A 20619-nucleotide genomic window follows, 5' to 3' on the forward strand; every position below is an offset into this window, starting at 1 on the left:
GTGGGAAGGACCCTCAAGTCTGCAAGCAAAAGCCATGTCGGCATGGTCCGCCAGGTTAACGAAGACGCTTGCCTGGACCTGCCGCAAAAAGGCCTGTGGGTGGTCGCCGACGGCATGGGCGGGCACGCGGCGGGCGACTACGTCAGCAGTCTGATTGTCGACAGTCTGCGTAGCATTGCTGTGGGCCGTTCGCTGGATGAATACGTCGCGGCGTTGAAAACCGACCTGCTGCGGGTCAACGCCGCCGTGCGTGAAGAAACCGCCAACCGCGGCGTGACCATGATGGGCAGCACGGTGGTGGCGCTGGCGGCGCGTGACTTGCGTGGGGTGTGTCTGTGGGCGGGCGACAGCCGCTTGTATCGCCTGCGTGACGGCCGACTCAAACGCATCTCGCGGGATCACAGTTACGTCCAGGATCTGCAGGACAGCGGCCTGCTCAGTGAAGCCGAAGCCCGGGTGCACCCGCGGTCCAATATTGTCACCCGCGCCATCGGGGTCCAGGCACAGCTGGAGCTGGCGATGGTCGAGTTGCTGTTGAAGCCCGGCGACAGTTACCTGTTGTGCAGCGACGGGCTGAACAAAACCGTTGAAGATCATGAGATCCGCGAGGTGCTGGGCCACGACGAGCCAGGGGAAATCGCCAGCAGCCTGGTGTCCCTGGGCCTGATGCGCGGCGCTCCGGACAACATCACCGTCATCGTCGTGAAGGTGCCTTCATGAACCTCACCGCGAACATTCTGATCCCGGGCTACGACATCGACGGTGAGATCGGTGAGGGCGCCATGGCCAGCGTTTACCTGGCGACCCAACGCTCGCTGGAGCGCAAGGTGGCGTTGAAGGTCATGGCCGCCGCGCTGGCAGCCGATCCGAGTTTCTGCGAGCGCTTCCTGCGCGAAGGCAAAACCCTGGCGCGCCTGTCTCACCCGCATACGGTCACCATCCATGACATCGGCAATGTCGGTGAGCTGTATTACATGGCCATGGAGTACCTGCCCAACGGTACGCTCAAGGAGCGCATTGCCGCCGGCCTGACGCCGGAGCAGGGCCTGATCTACATCCGCCAGATCGCCTCGGCGCTGGGCTATGCCCATGGTCTGGGGCTGGTTCATCGCGACGTCAAACCGGCGAACATTCTGTTCCGCGCCGATGGCACAGCGGTGCTCTCGGACTTCGGCATCGCCAAGTCGCTGGACGACCGCACCCAGTTCACCCAAGCGGGTTTCGCCGTCGGCACGCCCAGCTACATGAGCCCGGAACAGGCGCGCGGCCAGGACATTGACGGCCGGGCCGATCTTTATGCCCTGGGCGTGGTGCTCTACGAAATCCTCGTCGGCAAACTGCCGTACACCGGCAACGACGCGCTCTCTACGGCCCTGGCGCATTTGACCGAACCGCTGCCGGAGCTGCCGGTGCACCACGGTCGTTATCAAGAGGTGCTGCGCAAGCTGTTGGCCAAGGATCCGGCCGAGCGTTTCCCGGATGCAAAGGCGTTGTTGCAGGCGCTGGATAATCTGCCCGGGGAATCGGTTGAAGCGACCACGATCCGGCCGTTGCCCCTTCCGGTGGGCAATGACCTGGCGGGACTGACGCCGGTGTCTATCGACATTCCGACGAGCCCTGCACAGCCACAACCCCAAGCCAAGCCTGTTGCGCCGACGGCGAAGTCGACGCCGCAATCCCCGGCCTCGGAGCAGCGCAAGGGACCGGTGTTCGCGCTTGCCGCTGTTGCGGTAGCCGTGGTGCTGGCCTTGGGCGGCGCGGGTTATTGGTGGCTGTCCGGTGACGTCGAAGCGGACGCCAAGGCGCCAGTGGCTTCAGTGCCTTCAGTGCCTTCAGTGCCTCCAGTCAAAACACCGCCGCCAGCCGTGGCGCCACCGGTGAACCCCCCTGTGGCGACAGAAGTCGATAACGGTCAGCGCCCGCTGCTGATGGCCGGCAAAAAAACCTTGTTCCAGCGGGTGCTCAGCAAGCCGGGAGCGAAACTCGCCAGTGAACCGGGGGCAGCACCTGACAAGGCCTTGCCGGCGTTTTCCGTGCTGTACGTCTATCAGCGCCAAGAGGTGGCCGGCAGCCCGTGGCTACGCGTCGGCGCCGCCACCGACGGGCGCAGTGACGGCTGGTTGCCAGCCGAACAAGTCAGCGACTGGAAGCAAAGCCTGGTGCTCAAGTTCACCGAACGCTCCGGTCGTGCGCCGGTGATGTTCCTGCGTCAGCCCGGCGAAGTGGAGCGGCTGCTGGCCGATCCGTCGGCTGCAAAAAACCTGTTGCTCAAGGCCCAGCAGAACCGTGAAGACAATCAGCAGGTGCTGGCCCTGGAACCGGCCGCCAGCGCGGTGCCGCAGAACCAGTTTTATCTGTTGCCGATTTTTGATTCGCGCGAGAGCTTCGATGAAAACGGCCAGCCGGTGCAGTTGCTGAACGTGGCGTCCATCGACCCCGGCAATGCACCGAAGGCCACTGTCGGCAACACTCCGATCAGCGCCGCCAATGCCGATGCATTTCGCACCGCTGTGGTGTTGGTCGTCGACACCACGGTGTCCATGCAGCCCTACATCGATCAGGTCCGCGACGTGGTGCACCAACTGCAAACCCGCATCGCCGAGCGGGGCGAGCTGGACAGTGTCAGCTTTGGCCTGGTGGGGTTTCGAAACAGCATCCAGAAAACCCCGGGCCTGGAATACGTCGCCAAAACCTTGATCACCCTGGACCAGGGCCGCGACCCACAGCGCTTCATGGACCTGGCGCGGCAGGTCAAGGCGTCCACGGTCTCGAGCCATTCGTTCAACGAAGATGCGTTTGCCGGCGTGATGGAAGCGGTCGAGGGCATGGACTGGTCCGGTTATGGCGGACGCTTGATTCTGTTGGTCACCGATGCCGGTGCGTTGCGCAAGAACGACCCGTATGCCGCCACGCAAATGAACGAGGCCGAAGTGCGTCAGGCCGCATTGGGCAAACAGATCAAAATCTACGCCTTGCACCTGCTCAGCGATGCCGGCAAGAAAACCCATGGCGGTGCGCAAAGTCAGTATCGAACCCTGACCGCCGACGCCAACCCGCAGATCGGCGATCTGTACATCCCGGTGCCGGGCGCCGATGTGCGCAAGTTCGGTGAACGGGTGGACGAGATCGGTTCGGTGTTTGCCGACCTGGTGCATCAGGTGCGCAGCAACAAGTCGCAAACCGTGCCGCTGCTGAGCGCCGCGCCGAGCCTGGCCGACAAATCGGCGGCCATCGGCTACGCGATGCACATGGACTTCCTGGGGCGAAAAGCCGCCAGCCAGGCGCCGCAACTGGTCAGCGCCTGGACCGCCGACCGCGACCTGACCAACCCGGCCCTGCCGGCGTTCCAAGTGTGCGTGATGCTGACCAAACTGCAGCTCAACGACTTGCAGCAATCGCTGAAACTGATCGTTGACGCCGCCCGCAAGACCCAGACCTCACCGAAGAATTTCTTCCAGGAAATCGCCAGTGCCAGTGCCTACATGAGCCGAGATCCCTCGGCCTTGCGCAAGGGCGGCAATCTGGCCGATGGCGGGGTTTTGGGGGAGTACCTGGAAGGACTGCCTTATCGCAGCAAGTCGCTGAACATGACCCAGGATTTGTGGCTTTCCCTGAGCGTGGCCGAGCAGGAGGACTTTATCGACGAGCTGGACTCGAAAATCCGCCTCTACGAAACCTTCCACAACGACCTGGCCAACTGGGTGCGTTTCGGCGATGCCGAACCGGGTGATGCCTTGTACCGCGTTCCATTGTCGACGCTGCCGTGATGCTGAACATGAGCGCAGTGCACAAAAGCCGGGGCGCCGGCAGCCAGCGCTACAGCCTGGTGATTCCACGGCTGCAACTGCGTGCCGGTGAACAACTGGCGGTGGTCGGTCCCAGTGGCTGCGGCAAAAGCACGTTGCTCGATTTGCTGGCGCTGGTGCTGGCGCCGGATCAGGCCGGGCAGTTTGATTTTGCGTCCGGCCAAACCACGACGGACATTGCCGGGCTGTGGCGCGCAGATGCGCAAAGTGCCTTGGCGAACCTGCGCAGCCGGCACTTGGGCTACGTGCTGCAAACCGGTGGCCTGCTGGATTTTCTGGACGTGCGCGGCAACATCGACCTGTCGCGCCAACTGCTCGGCTTGAAAGACGACGGCAGCGTGGATCGCCTGGCCGGGGCGTTGGATATCACCGATCAACTGGGCAAAAGACCGTGCGACTTGTCCGTCGGCCAACGGCAACGGGTGAGTTGTGCCCGCGCCCTGGCCCATGGGCCGCGCCTGCTGTTGGCCGATGAACCGACCGCTGCCCTCGATCCGCTGAATGCGGAACGCGTGATGCAGTTACTGGTGACCCAGGCTCGTGAACACAGGGTGTGCTGCGTCGTTGCCACCCACGACGAGTCACTGGCCCGCGCCAGCGGTTTGCAGGTGCGACGCATCAGTTGTCATCGCGACGTCGATGGCGGTGTCACCGCCACCCTTGGGGAGGCCTGCTGATGCGCGGCGCGCTGGTGGCTTCCCTGGCCTGGCAGGATTACCGCAACGATGCCTGGCTGTCGGCCTGCTCGGTATTGGCGCTGGTGGCGGTGATCGCACCGCTGCTGGTGCTGTTCGGTTTGAAATTCGGCCTGGTCAGCAGTTTGACCGAGCGCCTGGAAAACGACCCGGCCACCCGGGAGATCATCCCCCTGGGTGGCGGCCGGTTCAGTGCCGCGTTTATCGAGCAGTTGAGCCAGCGCAGCGACGTGTCGTTCGCCTTGCCGCGCACCCGGCAGATTGCCGCGACAGCGGATCTGACCGCTGGCGCTTCGACGGTGACTGTGGAAATGATCCCCACCGCCACCAACGATCCGTTGCTCGGCAGTCTGCCGGTACCCCAAGGGCTGGATCAGGTGCTGCTCAGCCAGACCGCCGCCGAAAAGCTTGGGGCCAAGGCCGGTGATTGGTTACAGGCCGGTTTTGGCCGGCAGGTGGCCGGTCGTGGCGAGGCGCAGCGCACTCGCGTTCAGGTGCTGCAGGTTCTGCCACTGGAAGCCTTCGCCCGGGACGGATTGTTCGCGCCGTTGACGTTACTGGAAGCGGCTGAAGATTACCGGGACGGCCGCGCCGTGCCTGCGTTCGATTGGCCAGGTGATGCGGTGGGTGCGACGGAGCAGCGGGTATATCCGGCGTTTCGCCTGTACGCCCGCAGCCTCCAGGATGTCGAACCGCTGCGCCAATACTTCGCTGCACAGAACCTGCTGGTCTCGACCCAGGCCCAGGCCATCGCCCAAGTGCAATCGCTGAGCCGCAACCTGTCGATCGTGTTCTGGATCATCGCCGGATTGGCCGTGGCGGGAGCGTTCGCGGCGATTTTTGCCGGGGCGCTGGCTGCGGTCGAGCGCAAGCGTCGAGCGTTATCGGTGCTGCGCTTGCTGGGGTTTTCCACGGCGGCGTTGCTGTTGTTTGTGGTGGTGCAGGCGCTGTACAGCGCCGGCCTTGCCGCCCTGTTGAGTGCCGGGCTGTATGGCCTGGCGCAATCGGGCCTGAACCATTTATTTGCGCAGATGCCGGGCGAGTACGCCAGCCATCTGCTGGCGCGTCACTACGCGTTGGCCCTGGCGGCCGTGCTCGGCGTCAGCGCCGTGGCGGCGGTTTGTGGTGGCTGGCGAGTGGCGCGTATCCAGGCGTGTGAAGGAATCCGAGATGTATAAGTTACTGGGCGCCGCTATGGCGCTGAGCCTGGCCGGCATGGTCTGGGCCGATGAAGGCATCGACAAACTGGACAACCCCAAGCCGTTGCCCGATGACGTCAGCCTGCCGCTGCCGTGCGAAGGGCAGATGGTGTTCCGTTACGTCTACATCCTGGCCCAGGGCAGTCTGGACGACCGCGAGATCAGCCTCGGTTACCCGTTCAGCGAAGGCGAGGCCGGCTATCAGCAGTCGTTCATTTCCGGTTATCGCCGGGACTTCATCAATGGCCAGTTCACCCTCAAGGATCTGCCCAAGGACTGGAGTAAAAGCATCACCCCGTTGATGCCCAAGACCGACGCCAACACCCCGCTCAAACCGATGCTCTATTTCATTGGCAAATACGAAGTCACCGCCCGCCAATACGCGCAGGTCATGGCCCAGGCGCAATCGTTGGCCAGCGGCGAGCCGGCGCCGGCTTGCGAGGCGTTGCAGGCTGAAATTCCGCAAGGCATGGCCGGGCGCTTGCCCAAGGTGAAGCTGTCGCGATTCGAGGCGGAACGCTTCTCGGCGGTGTACAGCGCCTGGCTGATGAAATACCACAAGGACCTGCTGCCGGTGAGCGGTCGCGGCACCTCGGCAGAGGAGGGCGGGCTGGGTTTTGTGCGCTTGCCGACCGAAGTCGAATGGGAATTTGCTGCCCGTGGCGGGCAGGCCGTCAGCCGTCAGGACCTGGAAGGGCGCCTGTTTCCCCGGCGCCTGGACGGCAGCGAAAGCGACGGACCGCTGGCCGATTGGGCGGTCTTCAATCAGGTCGCCGGCGGCACCGGTCAGGCCGCGCGGTTGATGCCGATCGGTACCAAACTGGCAAACCCCATTGGCTTGTTCGACGTGATCGGCAACGCCGCCGAAATGGTCCAGGAGTCCTTCCAGCTGGTGCACGCCGGACGCCGCCAGGGCACCTACGGCGGCTTCGTGGTCAAGGGCGGCAATTACCTGGAAGGCGAGGGCACCTTGTTCACCGGGATGCGCCGCGAGTACCCGCTGTTCGCCGCCGACGGCACCGAGCAAAACAACGAAACCACCGGCTTCCGGGTCGCGGTTGGCGCGTTGTCGGCGCCCCGTTCGCGCTACAAGGAACTGTTTGCCCAATGGCAGAAAGAAGGTCGGCTGGCTTCGCTGACCGATGCCATCGATGACGCCCAGGACCCGACCAAACGCCTGGACAGCATCATTGCCGCCAGCGTCGATCCGCGTTTGCAAGCCGAGTTGGGGCTGGTCAACGAAGAGCTCAAGCGCAACGTCTCGCTCATCGCCCAACAGCGCGAGGAAGCGGCCGGCAACCTGATCCAGTCGGCGGCCCTGGTGGCCGAGACCGTCAACAACTACAACATTCGCCTGACCAATTTGCAGAAGAGTCGCCAGCAGGCCGTGGACGCCAAGGACGAGGCCAGCGCCAAGCTGTTCGCCATGGCCATCGACAACGGCCGCAGCGCGCTGGACGGCGCGGTGGCGATCTACATCGACAACCTGGCGACTGGCACGCGCTACACCGATGCCGTGATCCAGGCGCAGTTTCAACGCATCAAGGAAGAGTTGGAGCGCAAGCCGGTACTGGGCAAGAGCCTGGTGACGCGCGCGACGTTATTCGTTCGCCATGTCGGTGATTATCGTCAGCAACGACGAGCCGACCCGGCGGCGATATTGAAGGAATTGCTCGCATCGAACGCTCAGCGGTCTTGATCGTTCGTTGTACAGCGAGCTTGGAAGGGACTCAGGCGGCGATGGGCCGTGCTGAGCTGGTCAAACTTAAACGAGAACACAACTATGCTTTCCTCCCGTAAAGCTTTTGCTTCGGTTTCCAAGCGTCACTTGCTGCTGATCGCTGTTGGCTTCAGCACCGTACTGACCGGTTGCGCTACGTCGCCGACGTCCAAGGTCGCCTCGAGCACCAAGGTCGAGTACTACCCGAACTGCTACGAGCCGGTGCAGCACCTGCGCGCCACCGATTCGAACATGACCAAGTCGGTGGTTACCGGTGCGGCGGTCGGCGCTGTCGGCGGTGCACTGTTGGGCGCCCTGACCGATTCCGAGAACCGTGGCCGCAACGCCGCCATCGGTGCAGCAGGCGGTGCCCTGGCGGGCGGCGCGGTCGGTTACTACAACGAGCGTCAGAAGCAGATCGCCGATGACAACCAGCGCATCGCGTCCTACGCCTCCGACGTCAACAAAAGCGCCGCCGACATCGACCGCAGCACCGCGTACGCCAAGGCTTCGCAACAGTGCTACCAGAGCGCGTTCACCAAACTGGTCGCCGACCGCAAGGCCAAGACCGTCAGCGACACCGAGGGCCGCAAGCGCCTGGCAGAAATCGTCGCCGGCCTCAAAGAGTCCAACGACCTGATCGTCGCGGTGAACGGTAAAGCCAGCGAAGACCTGAACAACTACACCCAGGCCTACGAAAAAGACCTGCAGCAAGTAGGCGTGCAGCGCACTGACGTGGTCACCGTGGCGACCGCCGACACCACACCGGTCGTGACCCCGACCAAGAGCAAAAAAGCGGTGAAACCGGCGAAAAAACCGGTGCTGCCAACCGTGCCGAAAGAAGCGGTCACCACCGAGAAAACCCTGCAAACCGCACAAGCCAAACAGGCGGAAAGCAAGCAAGTCGCCAGCGCAGGCACCACTCAGGTCAACAGCATGTGCAAGAACCCGGACCTGGGCGACTGGGCACCGGTACCTTGCCCGAATGTTTGATTGAGCTTTCTGTAGGGCTTTGATCATTCCCGCGCGCTGCGTGGGAATGATCTGTACTGGCTACGCCTGGGCGCCATGCGCCGCCATCTCCTGCGCTGGCAAATGATCCAGCGCTCGCTTCACCAGCAACTGCGGATTGTCCGCCATTCTGCTCAACGCCAATTTACATCCCTGCCAGCCTCCGTAGGGGATGCCGAGTTGGAGCAAGCGCAAACTACCCGACACGCTTACAAGCGAACAAAAGAATGATGTCGGACGCCTCCAGAAAGTACGTCAGAGTTTTCCGCGTTTCAGAATGTTGCGTCAGCAACGCGCGAAGGGCTTCCGATACTTTTGTAAGAAATTTGAGGCGAACAGAATATGTATTTGGAGAGAAGTGGATCAAATACAAGGCGCCATCATTTTGACGGAATCTTGTATTGCTTATTGTCTGTCACTGCTATGTCCATAGATGACTGTAACTTTTCGGAAACCTCCTACATTTTTCATTTTTTATTTTTGTCATGCTGGGTTCCGCTTCAGGGCGTGAATGTTCAGTGATTATCCACTGGTTTGATAAACCGCTCTGGCCCAATGGTTTCGGGGGCAATTCGTCGAGATGGGAGGGTTAAAGCCAGCGTCAGGGAATCCCCTGTCACATATAGGGCTTTCTCCTACATGCAATAGAGAAACCGCCGTTTTATTGTTTATTTGGGTGCTTGCTAATGGCCATCATTGTGATTAGGATGCGCGCACTTGAAAGAGCACGAACTCAATTGGATGAGACTCATCGCAGCTCTTTGATACTGTCCGGCGCCATTGCAACTGCAATGGCCGCATGACCGTTTTCCTAATTAAAGGCCATGGATGTCCTACTCAAGCAAACTTTCTGCCCATTACCTTGAACTCGCAAAAGCCTCTGTTTCCCAAGAGAGTTTCGCGGGCGAGGATGTTCGCTTTTCGAGCGAATACGAGGCATTGGAAAGCGAACTGGCCAAAGCCCAGTCCATGCACGAAAGTGGTCAGATCGACTGGCTGAAAATCCGTGAAAACAGCGAAAACCTGCTGCGCACTCAATCCAAGGATTTGCGTGTCGGCGCGTGGCTGACCTGGGCGCTATACCAGCGTGAATCCTTCCAGGGGCTGCTGGCCGGCCTCGGTTTGTTGCACCATCTCTGTGAAAACCATTGGGCCGAAGTTCACCCGAACAAGGCCCGCACCCGCTCCGCCGCCATCAGCTGGTTGGTGCCGCGTCTTGAGCAGGTGCTGAACGAAAACGTTGCGATCAAAGAGCAGCTGCCGCTGTTCCGCCGGCTGGTCGAGCATCTGGAAGGCCTCGACGCCGCGTGCACCGAGCACTTGGGCGATGACGCGCCGTTGCTGCTGCCGATCTCCCGCCGCTTGAAAAACATGGTTCAGCGCGCTGCCGACAACCAGCCGGAGCCCGGTGTGGTGGGCGCCGCAGTGGCCCAGGTCAAGCAGGCTGCGACTCAGCTGTTCACCCCCGGCGCACCGATCGACAACGAGAAAGAAGCCCATAAGGCCCTGCGCGCTCAGCAGGAAAGCGCCCGTCCGTTGTGCGCCTGGTGGCTCAAGCAGAAAGCCACCGACCTGCGCGCCCTGCGCCTCAATCGTACGCTGCTGTGGCTGCCCATCGACGCGGTGCCCGAGCGCAATGCCGAGCAGATCACCGTCCTGCGTGGCGTGCCGGCAGACAAACTCAAGGCCTATCAGGACCGCTTCGACCAAGGGAAATACGCTGATCTGCTGGTAGAGCTGGAGGCGAGCCTGGCGAAGGCGCCGTTCTGGTTCGATGGCCAGCGAATGGTCTGGGAATGCCTTCAGGGGCTGAACGCCGAGATGGCCATGCGCGAAGTGGAAATCCACTTCGCGCTTTTGGTTCAGCGCCTGCCCGGCATTATCGAATTGCGTTTCCACGACGGCGCGCCGTTCGCCGACCCGGCCACCCGCGCCTGGATCAGCGCCCACGTCATGCCGCACCTGCAAAGCGCCAGTGCGCCGCGCAAGGTCGAAGTCGCCGATACCCAGCCGGCCTGGGAACTGGCCCTGGAAGAAGTCATGCCGATTCTGCGCAAGGACGGCCTCAAGGCCGCCGTGCAGATTCTCAAGCAGGGCCTGCAAAGCGCCCACGGCGGGCGGGTTCGGTTCTTCTGGCAGTTCGCCCTCGCGCGGCTGTGCTTCATGGCCAAGAAATACGAACTGGCCAAGACCCAACTCGAAACCCTCGACCAAACATTACAGGACTCAGGCCTGCACGCCTGGGAGCCCGATCTTGCGCTGGAAGTGCTGCATTTGCTGCATAGCTGCTGCGAGTTGTTACCGCAGAACCATGCAGTGCGTGAACGCAAGGAAGAGATTTATCGCAGGCTGTGCCACCTCGATCTCGAAGTGGTACTCGAATAGGCCCCAGGGCCACAACCGCAAGGAGAAAAGCCATGGCCAAAGAAGGCTCGGTAGCCCCCAAGGAACGCATCAACGTCACCTTCAAACCCGCCACCGGCGGTGCTCAGGAAGAGATTGAACTGCCGCTGAAACTACTGGCAATCGGTGACTACACCCACCGCAAGGACGAACGCAAAGTCGAAGATCGCAAGCCGATCAGCATCGACAAGATGACCTTCGACGAAGTGCTGGCCAAGCAAGAGCTGAGCCTGACGCTGAGCGTACCGAACCGTCTTCAGGAAGAAAGCGACACTGAAGAACTGGCCGTGCAACTGCGCGTCAACTCGATGAAGGACTTCAACCCGGCATCCTTGGTCGAGCAAGTGCCTGAGCTGAAAAAACTGATGGAACTGCGCGACGCGCTGGTGGCCCTCAAAGGCCCGCTGGGTAACGCGCCTGCGTTCCGCAAAGCCATCGAAGGCGTGCTCGCCGACGACGAATCCCGCGGTCGCGTACTCGGTGAGCTGGGCCTGAACGCCGCAGCCCAGGACGCCTGAGCCCCCATCAGCCAAGGAAGCCAACACAATGAGCACTAGCGCAGCACAGCAAAAGAGCAACGAGAACGGCGAATACAGCATTCTCGACAGCATCATCGCCGAAACCCGCCTGACCCCGGATGACGAAGCCTACGACATCGCCAAGCGCGGTGTGTCGGCGTTCATCGAAGAGCTGCTCAAGCCGCAGAACAACGGTGAGCCGGTCAAGAAGGCCATGGTCGACCGCATGATCGCCGAGATCGATGCCAAGCTCAGCCGCCAGATGGACGAAATCCTGCACCACCCGGACTTCCAGTCCCTGGAATCGTCGTGGCGTGGCCTGCAGTTGCTGGTCGACCGCACCAACTTCCGCGAAAACATCAAGATCGAAATCCTCAACGTCTCCAAGGACGACCTGCTGGATGACTTCGAAGATTCGCCGGAAGTGATGCAGTCGGGCCTGTACAAGCACATCTACACCGCTGAATACGGCCAGTTCGGTGGTCAGCCGGTTGGCGCGATCATCGCCAACTACTACATGTCCCCAAGCTCGCCGGACGTGAAACTGATGCAGTACGTGTCCAGCGTAGCCTGCATGTCCCACGCGCCGTTTATTGCTGCCGCCGGCCCGAAATTCTTCGGCCTGGAAAGCTTCACCGGCCTGCCGGACCTGAAAGATCTGAAGGATCACTTCGAAGGCCCGCAGTTCGCCAAATGGCAGAGCTTCCGTCAGTCGGAAGACTCCCGTTACGTTGGCCTGACCGTGCCGCGCTTCCTGCTGCGTAACCCGTACGACCCGGAAGAAAACCCGGTCAAATCGTTCGTGTACAAAGAAACCGTCGCCAACAGCCACGAGCACTACCTGTGGGGCAACACGGCCTACGCGTTCGGCACCAAGCTGACCGACAGCTTCGCCAAATTCCGCTGGTGCCCGAACATCATCGGCCCACAGAGCGGTGGAGCGGTTGAAGACCTGCCGTTGCACCACTTCGAAAGCATGGGCGAAATCGAAACCAAGATTCCTACCGAAGTATTGGTTAGCGACCGTCGTGAATACGAACTGGCCGAGGAAGGTTTCATCTCCCTGACCATGCGCAAAGGCTCCGACAACGCGGCGTTCTTCTCCGCAAGCTCGGTGCAGAAGCCGAAGTTCTTCGGCATCAGCGCTGAAGGCAAGGCTGCAGAGCTGAACTACAAGCTCGGCACCCAACTGCCGTACATGATGATCGTCAACCGCCTGGCTCACTACTTGAAAGTGCTGCAGCGCGAGCAACTCGGTTCGTGGAAAGAACGTACCGACCTCGAGCTGGAACTCAACAAGTGGATCCGCCAGTACGTGGCCGACCAGGAAAACCCGAGCGCCGAAGTCCGTGGCCGTCGTCCACTGCGCGCAGCCCAAATCATCGTCAGCGATGTTGAAGGCGAGCCGGGCTGGTACCGCGTCAGCCTGAACGTGCGCCCGCACTTCAAGTACATGGGTGCCGATTTCACCCTGTCGCTGGTTGGCAAGCTGGACAAAGAGTAAGCGGAGCGACTCATGACTGGATACGGCAGCCTTTTCGAACGCCTGGGTGGCGACGCGGACAAACGCGTCGGCTGGAGCCGCGAGGTTTCCGCCATGGCGTCGGTGGCTGCCCATCTGGCCAAGATGCTCAGCACCCGTGCGGGCAGCGTGCAAACGCTGTCCGATTACGGGCTACCCGATCTCAATGACATGCGCCTGAGCCTGCACGACTCCCTGAGTCAGGCCCGCCGGGCCATCGAAAGCTTCATCGAAGCCTACGAACCGCGCCTGAGCAACGTGCGTGTCATCTCCCTGCCGCGTGACAACGATCAGCTTCGCCTGTCCTTCAGCATCGAAGGCCTGCTGGAAGTTGATGGTTTCAAGCGCCAGGTCAGTTTCGCCGCGCGCCTGGATGGCAGCGGTCAAGTAAAGGTCAATTAAGGAGACTCCGATGTCCGGCAAACCCGCAGCACGCGTATCCGACCCCACCGCTTGCCCGCTCCCCGGCCACGGCACCAACCCGATCGCCGCCGGTTCCGGCGACGTGTTCTTCGACGGCCTCGCGGCCGCCCGCCAAGGCGATGCCTCGGCGTGTGGTGGTGCGATGGTTGGCGACCTTGCGACGACTGTTTTGATTAACGGTAAACCGGCGGCGACCGTGGGCTCCGTTGGTGCTCATGGTAATAAAGTTACGGCCGGGTCCGGGACAGTGGTTATCGGGAACTCGCATTCGCCGGTGCCATTTGTGGCGCCGTTGCCTGTGATTATTCCCGGAATATTCAATCGTGTTTTTGACTTTAAAACCTCCGATGGAAGAACGGTTGAAAACTTGAACTACACCATGCGCTCCGACAGTGGAATTGAAAAAATCGGCTCAACCTCTACTGGTTTGTCAGGTGCTTTTTCTACCGGGAAAACAGCTGAAGCAGTAACTATTTATATTTCGGCGGATTGATAGCGATGGAGACCATAATCAACATCGATGGTGTTGCCTACACTTTTGTGACTCAGGACGAAGTGACCACGCTTAAAGTCCAATCTAAAACAACTGAAAGTAAGGATGCTAAGCCGAAAAAGGTTGATCTTCCGTCGGCATGGATTATTACCCGGCGCAGCGGTGTGCCTTTGTTCGCCTTGAAGCCAAACAAGGACGACTCTGCATTTCGAATTATCACCGCAGAAAAACTATACGCAGAAAAAGGCCAATGGTTTGAGCCCTTGGCCAGGTATTATAGAAAGCTGATATGGGTCAATCCCGAGACGACTCAGGCCGGTACGGAATCAAATACTGCATATAAGCATGTTACCTGGCAGGAGTTGATTGACTTTGCGACCATTGACCGCTTTTCCTTGAGTTTTCATGCTGGGATGTTGGGCGACTGGAAATGGCGGGGTGTGGGCGGTAACGAATTTTTGATGGTCTTCATGGAGGATAAACCTTACTGGACTGATGGAATTGGTCAGGTGCCTTTTGCGGTCAACACCTACAGGAAATATCTGCGGGAAACAAAGCAGGTAGACCTTGCAATAAAAATGGCTGGGGAAACAGGCGTCAAATGGGGGGACGGTAAAGCCTACACCGGTGCAGAACCTGGGCCGAAAGACGTTTACGATAACTTCATTATTCTGAGAGGCATATTGTGGGCGAAAGAAAACTGCAAATTGGTGGTAAAAAAAGAGACTATTTACGACAAGGGTATTCCTCACACTATTGAACTCACTGATGCGCCTTACGTGCCAGCGTCAAATGCCAAGTTGATCAATCCTATTTCGCAAGGAGATATGGATCAGTACGGGGTGTGGAATAAATGAATGTTCGTCGCTTGGTTGGCCTTGTTCCGCATTTGATCGTGTGTGCTCTGTACGTGCCTTTGCATAACTATGGTGTTGATATCTACATCGATACCTATGGTGGGCTGACGTCTAGAGGGATCGGTATAGGTATGACTCCCGATTTGATGGTTCAGTATTTTGTATTGATGAATGGTGTAACTTTTTTTGTTTCTAGGCTGAAGTTAAAGCTTGTTTTTGTCTCTCTGATGTTGGCCCTTATTTTGTATTATTTTTTGCCTCACTATCCCGTCCGTGCGATGGCGTACACGTTGATGGGGGGATCCCTGACTTTTGCAGCGATATTTTTTGGCCAGTTGCTTGATCGGCTGTTTTTCAGAAGAAAAAAAGATGAAATCTAAACTAAACATGCCATTGCCTAAGTTGTTTGCAGGGAATATTTGAGGCCAGCATGAGCTACTCAACACGTCTCGCCAGTGTCCGTTAATCCACATTCTCGGATGTTTGGCCTGGCGGCGAAATCCACAGGACAGTTTTTGATGAGTTCCACTACCAGGCAGGTAACCCGTGTCCTTTAACCACTACTACCAAAGCGAACTCACCGCACTTCGCCAGTTAGGTCGTCGTTTCGCCGAGCGTAGCCCGGCGTTGGCGCCTTTCCTTGGTCAGGCCGGGCGGGATCCGGATGTGGAGCGGTTGCTGGAGGGCTTTGCCTTTCTGACCGGTCGTCTGCGGCAAAAGCTCGACGACGAGTTGCCGGAGCTCAGCCATTCCCTGATGCAGTTGCTGTGGCCGAACTACATGCGGCCGCTGCCGGCGTTCAGCATTTTGCAGTTCGATCCGTTGAAGCGTTCCGGGCCGGCGTTGAGGGTTGAGCGTGATACGCCGGTCGAGAGTGTGCCGGTCGATGAGGTGCGCTGCCGTTTCCGCACGTGCTACCCGACCGAGGTGTTGCCGCTGGATCTGGCCGCGCTGAATTACTCGGTGAAGGGTGACGGTTCGCTGTTGAGCCTGCGGCTGGAGATGAGCGCGGATGGTCACCTCGGCGAGTTGGAGCTGAGTCGTCTGCGCCTGCATTTTGCCGGTGAGCGTTACATCAGCCAGATGCTTTACCTGAGCCTGTTGCGCAACCTCGAAGGCATTGAGCTGATCCCGCTGGACGGCGCCGGCAAGCCCATCAACGGCGTAAGCGGTCAACCGATGGCGTTCAAGATGCCCGGCGACCGTGTGCAGCCGGTGGGTTTTGCCGAAGAGGAAGCGTTGATCCCGTATCCGCTGAACACCTTCCGCGGCTATCGCTACCTGCAGGAGTATTTCGCTTTCCAGGACAAATTCCTGTTCGTTGATATCAACGGTCTGGACCTGCTCAAGGCATTGCCGGAAGACACCCTCAAGCAAATGCGCGGCCTTGAATTGCGCTTCGATATTCGCAAGAGCGGCATCATGCGGATGCGTCCGACCCTGGACAACGTGAAGCTCTACTGCACGCCGATCGTCAACCTGTTCGAGCACGATGCACTGCCGATTCGCCTCGACGGCAAGCAGGACGAATACCTGCTGCTGCCGGCCGAATACGACCTGGAAAACTGCGGCGTGTTTTCGGTGGAAACCGTGACTGGCTGGAAGCCCGGCGGCCTCGGTTATCAAGAGTACGTGCCGTTCGAATCCTTCGAGCACGACCCGAGTTTCGACGTGCCCAACAGCCGTCCGCATTACAGCATCCGCCAGCGTTCGTCGTTGCTTCACGACGGCCTCGACACCTACCTGAGCTTCGGCATCCGCCACACCGAAGCCCACGAAACCCTGTCGATCGAGCTGATGTGCACCAACCAGAACCTGCCGCGCAAGCTCAAGCTCGGCGACATCCGCATGGCCTGCGAAGAGACGCCGGAGTTTTTGAGTTTCCGCAATATCACCCCGGCTACCTCGAGTTTCGCGCCGCCGCTGAACCGCGACTTCCTCTGGAAGCTGATCAGCAACATGTCGCTCAACTATCTGTCGCTGGCCGACGTCAACGCGTTGAAGGTGATTCTCGAAACCTACGACCTGCCGCGCTACTACGACCAACACGCGGAAAAAGTCAGCAAACGCCTGCTGGGCGGGCTCAAGTCGATCAAGCACCAGCATGTCGACAGATTGCACCGAGGGTTGCCGGTTCGCGGGTTGCGCACCGAGCTGACCATCGACCCGGAAGGGTATATCGGCGAGGGCGACCTGTTCGTGTTCGCTTCGGTTCTTAACGAGTTTTTCGCGCTTTACGCCAGTCTCAATTCGTACCACGAGCTGCGGGTAAAAAGCACACAGGGAGAGGTGTACCAATGGACACCACGTATGGGCCTGCAGCCCCTGCTTTAAGCGGGCTGACCCGGGTAATACGCGAGTACTCGCTGTTTCAGGCCGTGCTGCTGGTGATTGACCGGCTGCGCGATGCACACCCGCACCTGAGCGAAGACGACCTGTACGACCAGCTGGAATTCCAGGCCAACCCGAGCCTGGGTTTCCCTGGCAGCGACGTCGATCGCGTGGAGTTTTTCGAAGAACACGGGATGAGGCGCGCGCGTCTGCGTTTCAACCTGATCGGCCTGGTCGGCTCCGGTTCGCCGTTGCCTGCGTTTTATGGCGAACAAGCGCTGGGTGACAGCGAAGACGGCAACCCGACCCGTAACTTTCTCGACCTGTTTCACCATCGCCTGCAACGGCTGATGCTGCCGATCTGGCGAAAGTATCGCTACCGCGCCAGTTTCCAGAGTGGCGCGCTCGACCCGTTTTCGGCGCAGTTGTTTGCCCTGATCGGCCTTGGTGGCGAAGAGATCCGTAAGGCCCAGGAACTGAACTGGAAACGCCTGCTGCCGTACCTCGGCCTGCTCAGCTTGCGGGCGCACTCGGCGGCGTTGATCGAAGCGGTGCTGCGCTACTACTTCAAGCACGCCGAGCTGACCATCGAACAGTGCATCGAGCGCCGCGTCGAAATCCTCGACGAGCAGCGTAATCGCCTCGGTCGCGGCAACAGCATGCTCGGCGAAGACCTGGTGCTGGGCGAGCACGTGCGCGACCGCAGCGGCAAGTTCCGCATTCACATACGCGAGCTCGACTGGCAACGCTTCCACGAATTCCTGCCGATCGGTTTCGGCTACCAGCCGCTGTGCGCGCTGGTGCGGTTCACCCTGCGTGACCCGCTCGATTACGACATTCGCCTGGTGCTGCGCCAGGAAGAAATCCGCGAACTTCGCATCGGTGAGCAGAACGCCTGTCGCCTGGGGTGGACCAGTTGGCTCGGCCGCGAAAAAGCGGACGGCGTGGTGACCCTGGGCAGCAAAATTCATTAAGGACAGATGACACATGATCAACGTAGACCTGCAACAACTTATCCAGGCGCTGGACGCCGAAACCCGTCGTGACCTGGAAAGTTCTGCCGAACGCTGCGTCGCCCGTGGCGGCAGCAAGATCCTCGTCGAAGACTTGCTACTGGGCCTGCTGGAGCGTCCGCAAGGCCTGCTCGCCCGGGCGTTGCAGGATGCCGAAGTGGACGCTGGCGAGCTGAGCGCCGCGCTGCAATCGCGGGTCGAGCACAGCGCCTCGCGCAACCCGGTGTTCGCCCCGGAACTGGTGCAGTGGCTGCAGGACGCCTTGCTGGTGGCCAACCTCGAACTGGGCCAGAGCCAGGTCGAGCAGGCCGCGTTGATCCTCGCATTGCTGCGCAACCCAATGCGCTATGCCGGCAGCCGTTATCAGTCGTTGCTGGCCAAGCTGAACATCGAGCGTCTGAAAGAATTCGCCCTGTCGCAGAAAGAACAACCGGCCACCGGCAAACCGGCGGTGCCCGGCGAATCACTGCTGGAGCGCTTCACCCACAACCTGACCCAGCAGGCTCGCGACGGCAAACTCGACCCGGTGCTGTGCCGCGATGGCGCGATCCGTCAGATGGTCGACATCCTCGCTCGTCGCCGCAAGAACAACCCGATTGTGGTGGGTGAAGCGGGCGTCGGTAAAACCGCTATCGTCGAAGGACTGGCCTCGCGCATCGCCGCCGGTGAAGTGCCGCAAGTCTTGAAAGGCGTTGAGCTGCTGTCGCTGGACATGGGCCTGTTGCAGGCCGGCGCCAGCGTCAAAGGCGAGTTCGAACGTCGCCTCAAAGGCGTGATCGACGAAGTCAAAGCCTCGCCGAAGCCAATCATCCTGTTCATCGACGAAGCCCATACCCTGATCGGCGCTGGCGGCAACGCTGGCGGTTCCGACGCGGCCAACCTGTTGAAACCGGCCCTGGCCCGTGGCGAGTTGCGCACCATCGCCGCCACCACCTGGGCGGAGTACAAAAAATACTTCGAGAAAGACCCGGCCCTGGCCCGTCGTTTCCAACCGGTGCAACTGCACGAACCGACTGTCAGCGAAGCGGTGACCATCCTGCGTGGCCTGGCTCAGGTCTACGAGAAGAGCCACGGCATCTACCTGCGTGATGACGCGGTGGTTGCCGCGGCTGAGTTGTCCGCCCGTTACCTGGCGGGTCGTCAGCTGCCGGACAAGGCTGTCGACGTGCTCGACACCGCCTGCGCCCGCGTACGCATCAGCCTCGCCGCAGCCCCGGAAAGCCTGGAGCGCCTGCGTGGCGAACTGGCCGAAGGTGGCCGTCAGCGTCAGGCCCTGCGTCGTGATGCCGAAGCCGGTTTGCTGATCGATCACGAAGCGCTGGACGCTCTGGAAGATCGTCTGGCCGACGCCGAAGACGAAAAGGTCGCCCTCGAAACGCTGTGGACCGAGCAGAAAGAACTGGCCGAGCGCCTGCTGGAGCTGCGTCAGCAACTGGCCAAGGCTCGCGAAGCCGCCGCCGTCGAGCCGACCATCACGGTCGAGGAAGACGCTGAAGGCACCGTGATCGAATCGCTGCCCGTAGACGAAGCGCAAAGCGTCGAAACCCTGGAAGCGGCGCTCAACGAAACCCACAAAACCCTGACCGAGCTGCAAGTCAAAGAACGTCTGGTGAGCTTCGAAGTCTGCCCGCGTCTGGTGGCCGAAGTGATCAGCGCCTGGACCGGTGTGCCATTGGCGCAACTGGCCCGCGAACACAACGCCAAGGTCGCAAGCTTCGCCACCGACCTGCGCACGCGCATCCGTGGTCAGGAACAAGCCGTTCACGCCCTTGATCGCTCGATGCGCGCCACCGCTGCTGGCCTGAACAAACCGGATGCGCCGGTCGGCGTGTTCCTGCTGGTCGGCCCGAGTGGCGTCGGCAAGACCGAAACCGCGCTGGCCCTCGCTGATTTGTTGTACGGCGGTGATCGTTTCATCACCACCATCAACATGTCCGAGTTCCAGGAGAAGCACACCGTGTCGCGTCTGATCGGTGCGCCGCCGGGCTACGTCGGTTACGGCGAGGGCGGCATGCTCACCGAAGCCGTGCGGCAGAAACCGTACTCGGTGGTGTTGCTTGATGAAGTCGAAAAAGCCGACCCGGACGTGCTCAACCTGTTCTACCAAATCTTCGACAAAGGCGTGGCCAACGACGGGGAAGGGCGCGAGATCGATTTCCGCAACACGCTGATCCTGATGACCTCGAACCTGGGCAGCGACCGCATCAGCGAACTCTGCGAAGACGGCGCGCGGCCGACCGCCGAAGTCCTCGAAGAAACCATTCGCCCGGTGCTCAGCAAACACTTCAAACCGGCGTTGCTGGCGCGCATGCGCGTGGTGCCTTACTACCCGGTGGGCGGCCCGGTGCTGCGCGAGCTGATCGAAATCAAACTCGGCCGTTTGGGCGAACGCCTGAACCGCCGTCAGCTGGATTTCACTTACTCCCAGGACCTCGTCGATCACCTGGCCGAGCGCTGCACTCAAAGCGACAGCGGCGCGCGCCTGATCGACCACTTGCTCGACCTGCATGTGCTGCCGCTGGTGGCCGATCGTTTGCTCGATGCGATGGCCACCGGTGAAAGCCTCAAGCGCGTGCATGCGACGCTCGACGGCAATGCCAGCGTGACGTGCGAGTTCGCCTGAGGTGG

The 20619-nt window shown here is 60.5% G+C and carries 16 protein-coding genes; all 16 read left to right on the forward strand.

Going from position 1 to position 20619, the window contains the following annotated elements; all coding sequences use genetic code 11:
• On the forward strand, window positions 1-720 hold the full coding sequence (locus AC1DQM_RS09730; protein WP_026286524.1) for a PP2C family protein-serine/threonine phosphatase: 720 nt from the start codon (window positions 1-3) through the stop codon (window positions 718-720).
• Window positions 717-3767, forward strand: a complete 3051-nt coding sequence (locus AC1DQM_RS09735) for a serine/threonine-protein kinase (RefSeq protein WP_477746087.1) — start codon at window positions 717-719, stop codon at window positions 3765-3767. The genes AC1DQM_RS09730 and AC1DQM_RS09735 overlap by 4 nt, the downstream gene beginning before the upstream one ends.
• Window positions 3767-4483: an ABC transporter ATP-binding protein gene (locus AC1DQM_RS09740; RefSeq protein WP_018927427.1), complete on the forward strand. Its 717-nt coding sequence runs from the start codon at window positions 3767-3769 to the stop codon at window positions 4481-4483. The genes AC1DQM_RS09735 and AC1DQM_RS09740 overlap by 1 nt, the downstream gene beginning before the upstream one ends.
• Window positions 4483-5679, forward strand: a complete 1197-nt coding sequence (locus AC1DQM_RS09745) for an ABC transporter permease (protein ID WP_477746088.1) — start codon at window positions 4483-4485, stop codon at window positions 5677-5679. The genes AC1DQM_RS09740 and AC1DQM_RS09745 overlap by 1 nt, the downstream gene beginning before the upstream one ends.
• Window positions 5672-7399: a formylglycine-generating enzyme family protein gene (locus AC1DQM_RS09750; protein WP_477746089.1), complete on the forward strand. Its 1728-nt coding sequence runs from the start codon at window positions 5672-5674 to the stop codon at window positions 7397-7399. Before AC1DQM_RS09745 ends, AC1DQM_RS09750 begins: the two co-directional genes overlap by 8 nt.
• A gap of 84 nt (window positions 7400-7483) precedes the next feature.
• On the forward strand, window positions 7484-8413 hold the full coding sequence (gene tagQ, locus AC1DQM_RS09755) for a type VI secretion system-associated lipoprotein TagQ (RefSeq protein WP_019650067.1): 930 nt from the start codon (window positions 7484-7486) through the stop codon (window positions 8411-8413).
• Between the two features lie 846 nt (window positions 8414-9259).
• Window positions 9260-10816, forward strand: coding sequence for a type VI secretion system protein TssA (gene tssA, locus AC1DQM_RS09760; protein WP_019650068.1), 1557 nt, complete (start codon window positions 9260-9262; stop codon window positions 10814-10816).
• 32 nt (window positions 10817-10848) lie between these two features.
• Window positions 10849-11352, forward strand: coding sequence for a type VI secretion system contractile sheath small subunit (tssB, locus tag AC1DQM_RS09765; protein ID WP_007934526.1), 504 nt, complete (start codon window positions 10849-10851; stop codon window positions 11350-11352).
• Between the two features lie 28 nt (window positions 11353-11380).
• Entirely contained in the window at window positions 11381-12856 is a 1476-nt protein-coding gene (tssC, locus tag AC1DQM_RS09770) for a type VI secretion system contractile sheath large subunit (RefSeq protein ID WP_019580436.1), read from the forward strand.
• A gap of 12 nt (window positions 12857-12868) precedes the next feature.
• Window positions 12869-13276 carry a type VI secretion system baseplate subunit TssE gene (tssE, locus tag AC1DQM_RS09775; protein ID WP_018927433.1) on the forward strand — a complete coding sequence of 136 codons (408 nt, stop codon included), beginning with the start codon at window positions 12869-12871 and terminating at the stop codon, window positions 13274-13276.
• Window positions 13277-13286: 10 nt separating this feature from the next.
• Window positions 13287-13790 carry a PAAR domain-containing protein gene (locus AC1DQM_RS09780; protein WP_477746090.1) on the forward strand — a complete coding sequence of 168 codons (504 nt, stop codon included), beginning with the start codon at window positions 13287-13289 and terminating at the stop codon, window positions 13788-13790.
• 5 nt (window positions 13791-13795) lie between these two features.
• Entirely contained in the window at window positions 13796-14647 is an 852-nt protein-coding gene (locus AC1DQM_RS09785; protein WP_477746091.1) for a hypothetical protein, read from the forward strand.
• Window positions 14644-15027, forward strand: coding sequence for a hypothetical protein (locus AC1DQM_RS09790; RefSeq protein WP_477746092.1), 384 nt, complete (start codon window positions 14644-14646; stop codon window positions 15025-15027). Before AC1DQM_RS09785 ends, AC1DQM_RS09790 begins: the two co-directional genes overlap by 4 nt.
• Window positions 15028-15193: 166 nt before the next feature.
• The gene (gene tssF, locus AC1DQM_RS09795; RefSeq protein WP_477746093.1) at window positions 15194-16981 is read left to right on the forward strand and encodes a type VI secretion system baseplate subunit TssF; all 1788 of its coding nucleotides are present in this window, start codon (window positions 15194-15196) and stop codon (window positions 16979-16981) included.
• The gene (gene tssG, locus AC1DQM_RS09800) at window positions 16945-17952 is read left to right on the forward strand and encodes a type VI secretion system baseplate subunit TssG (protein ID WP_018927440.1); all 1008 of its coding nucleotides are present in this window, start codon (window positions 16945-16947) and stop codon (window positions 17950-17952) included. Before tssF ends, tssG begins: the two co-directional genes overlap by 37 nt.
• 13 nt (window positions 17953-17965) lie before the next feature.
• A complete protein-coding gene (gene tssH, locus AC1DQM_RS09805) occupies window positions 17966-20614 on the forward strand; it encodes a type VI secretion system ATPase TssH (RefSeq protein ID WP_477746094.1) in 2649 nt (882 codons plus the stop codon).
• Window positions 20615-20619: the final 5 nt, after the last annotated feature.

It is taken from the genome of Pseudomonas sp. 01L34, from assembly GCF_056400265.1.

Excerpts from the sequence above, each read along its gene's own strand:
- AC1DQM_RS09740 (WP_018927427.1), top strand. The coding sequence starts at position 3,767 with ATGCTGAACATGAGCGCAGTGCACAAAAGCCGGGGCGCCGGCAGCCAG.
- AC1DQM_RS09785 (WP_477746091.1), top strand. The coding sequence starts at position 13,796 with ATGGAGACCATAATCAACATCGATGGTGTTGCCTACACTTTTGTGACT.
- tssC (WP_019580436.1), top strand. The coding sequence starts at position 11,381 with ATGAGCACTAGCGCAGCACAGCAAAAGAGCAACGAGAACGGCGAATAC.
- AC1DQM_RS09780 (WP_477746090.1), top strand. The coding sequence starts at position 13,287 with ATGTCCGGCAAACCCGCAGCACGCGTATCCGACCCCACCGCTTGCCCG.
- tssB (WP_007934526.1), top strand. The coding sequence starts at position 10,849 with ATGGCCAAAGAAGGCTCGGTAGCCCCCAAGGAACGCATCAACGTCACC.
- AC1DQM_RS09790 (WP_477746092.1), top strand. The coding sequence starts at position 14,644 with ATGAATGTTCGTCGCTTGGTTGGCCTTGTTCCGCATTTGATCGTGTGT.
- AC1DQM_RS09745 (WP_477746088.1), top strand. The coding sequence starts at position 4,483 with ATGCGCGGCGCGCTGGTGGCTTCCCTGGCCTGGCAGGATTACCGCAAC.
- tssA (WP_019650068.1), top strand. The coding sequence starts at position 9,260 with ATGTCCTACTCAAGCAAACTTTCTGCCCATTACCTTGAACTCGCAAAA.
- AC1DQM_RS09735 (WP_477746087.1), top strand. The coding sequence starts at position 717 with ATGAACCTCACCGCGAACATTCTGATCCCGGGCTACGACATCGACGGT.
- AC1DQM_RS09750 (WP_477746089.1), top strand. The coding sequence starts at position 5,672 with ATGTATAAGTTACTGGGCGCCGCTATGGCGCTGAGCCTGGCCGGCATG.
- tagQ (WP_019650067.1), top strand. The coding sequence starts at position 7,484 with ATGCTTTCCTCCCGTAAAGCTTTTGCTTCGGTTTCCAAGCGTCACTTG.
- tssE (WP_018927433.1), top strand. The coding sequence starts at position 12,869 with ATGACTGGATACGGCAGCCTTTTCGAACGCCTGGGTGGCGACGCGGAC.
- tssG (WP_018927440.1), top strand. The coding sequence starts at position 16,945 with ATGGACACCACGTATGGGCCTGCAGCCCCTGCTTTAAGCGGGCTGACC.
- tssH (WP_477746094.1), top strand. The coding sequence starts at position 17,966 with ATGATCAACGTAGACCTGCAACAACTTATCCAGGCGCTGGACGCCGAA.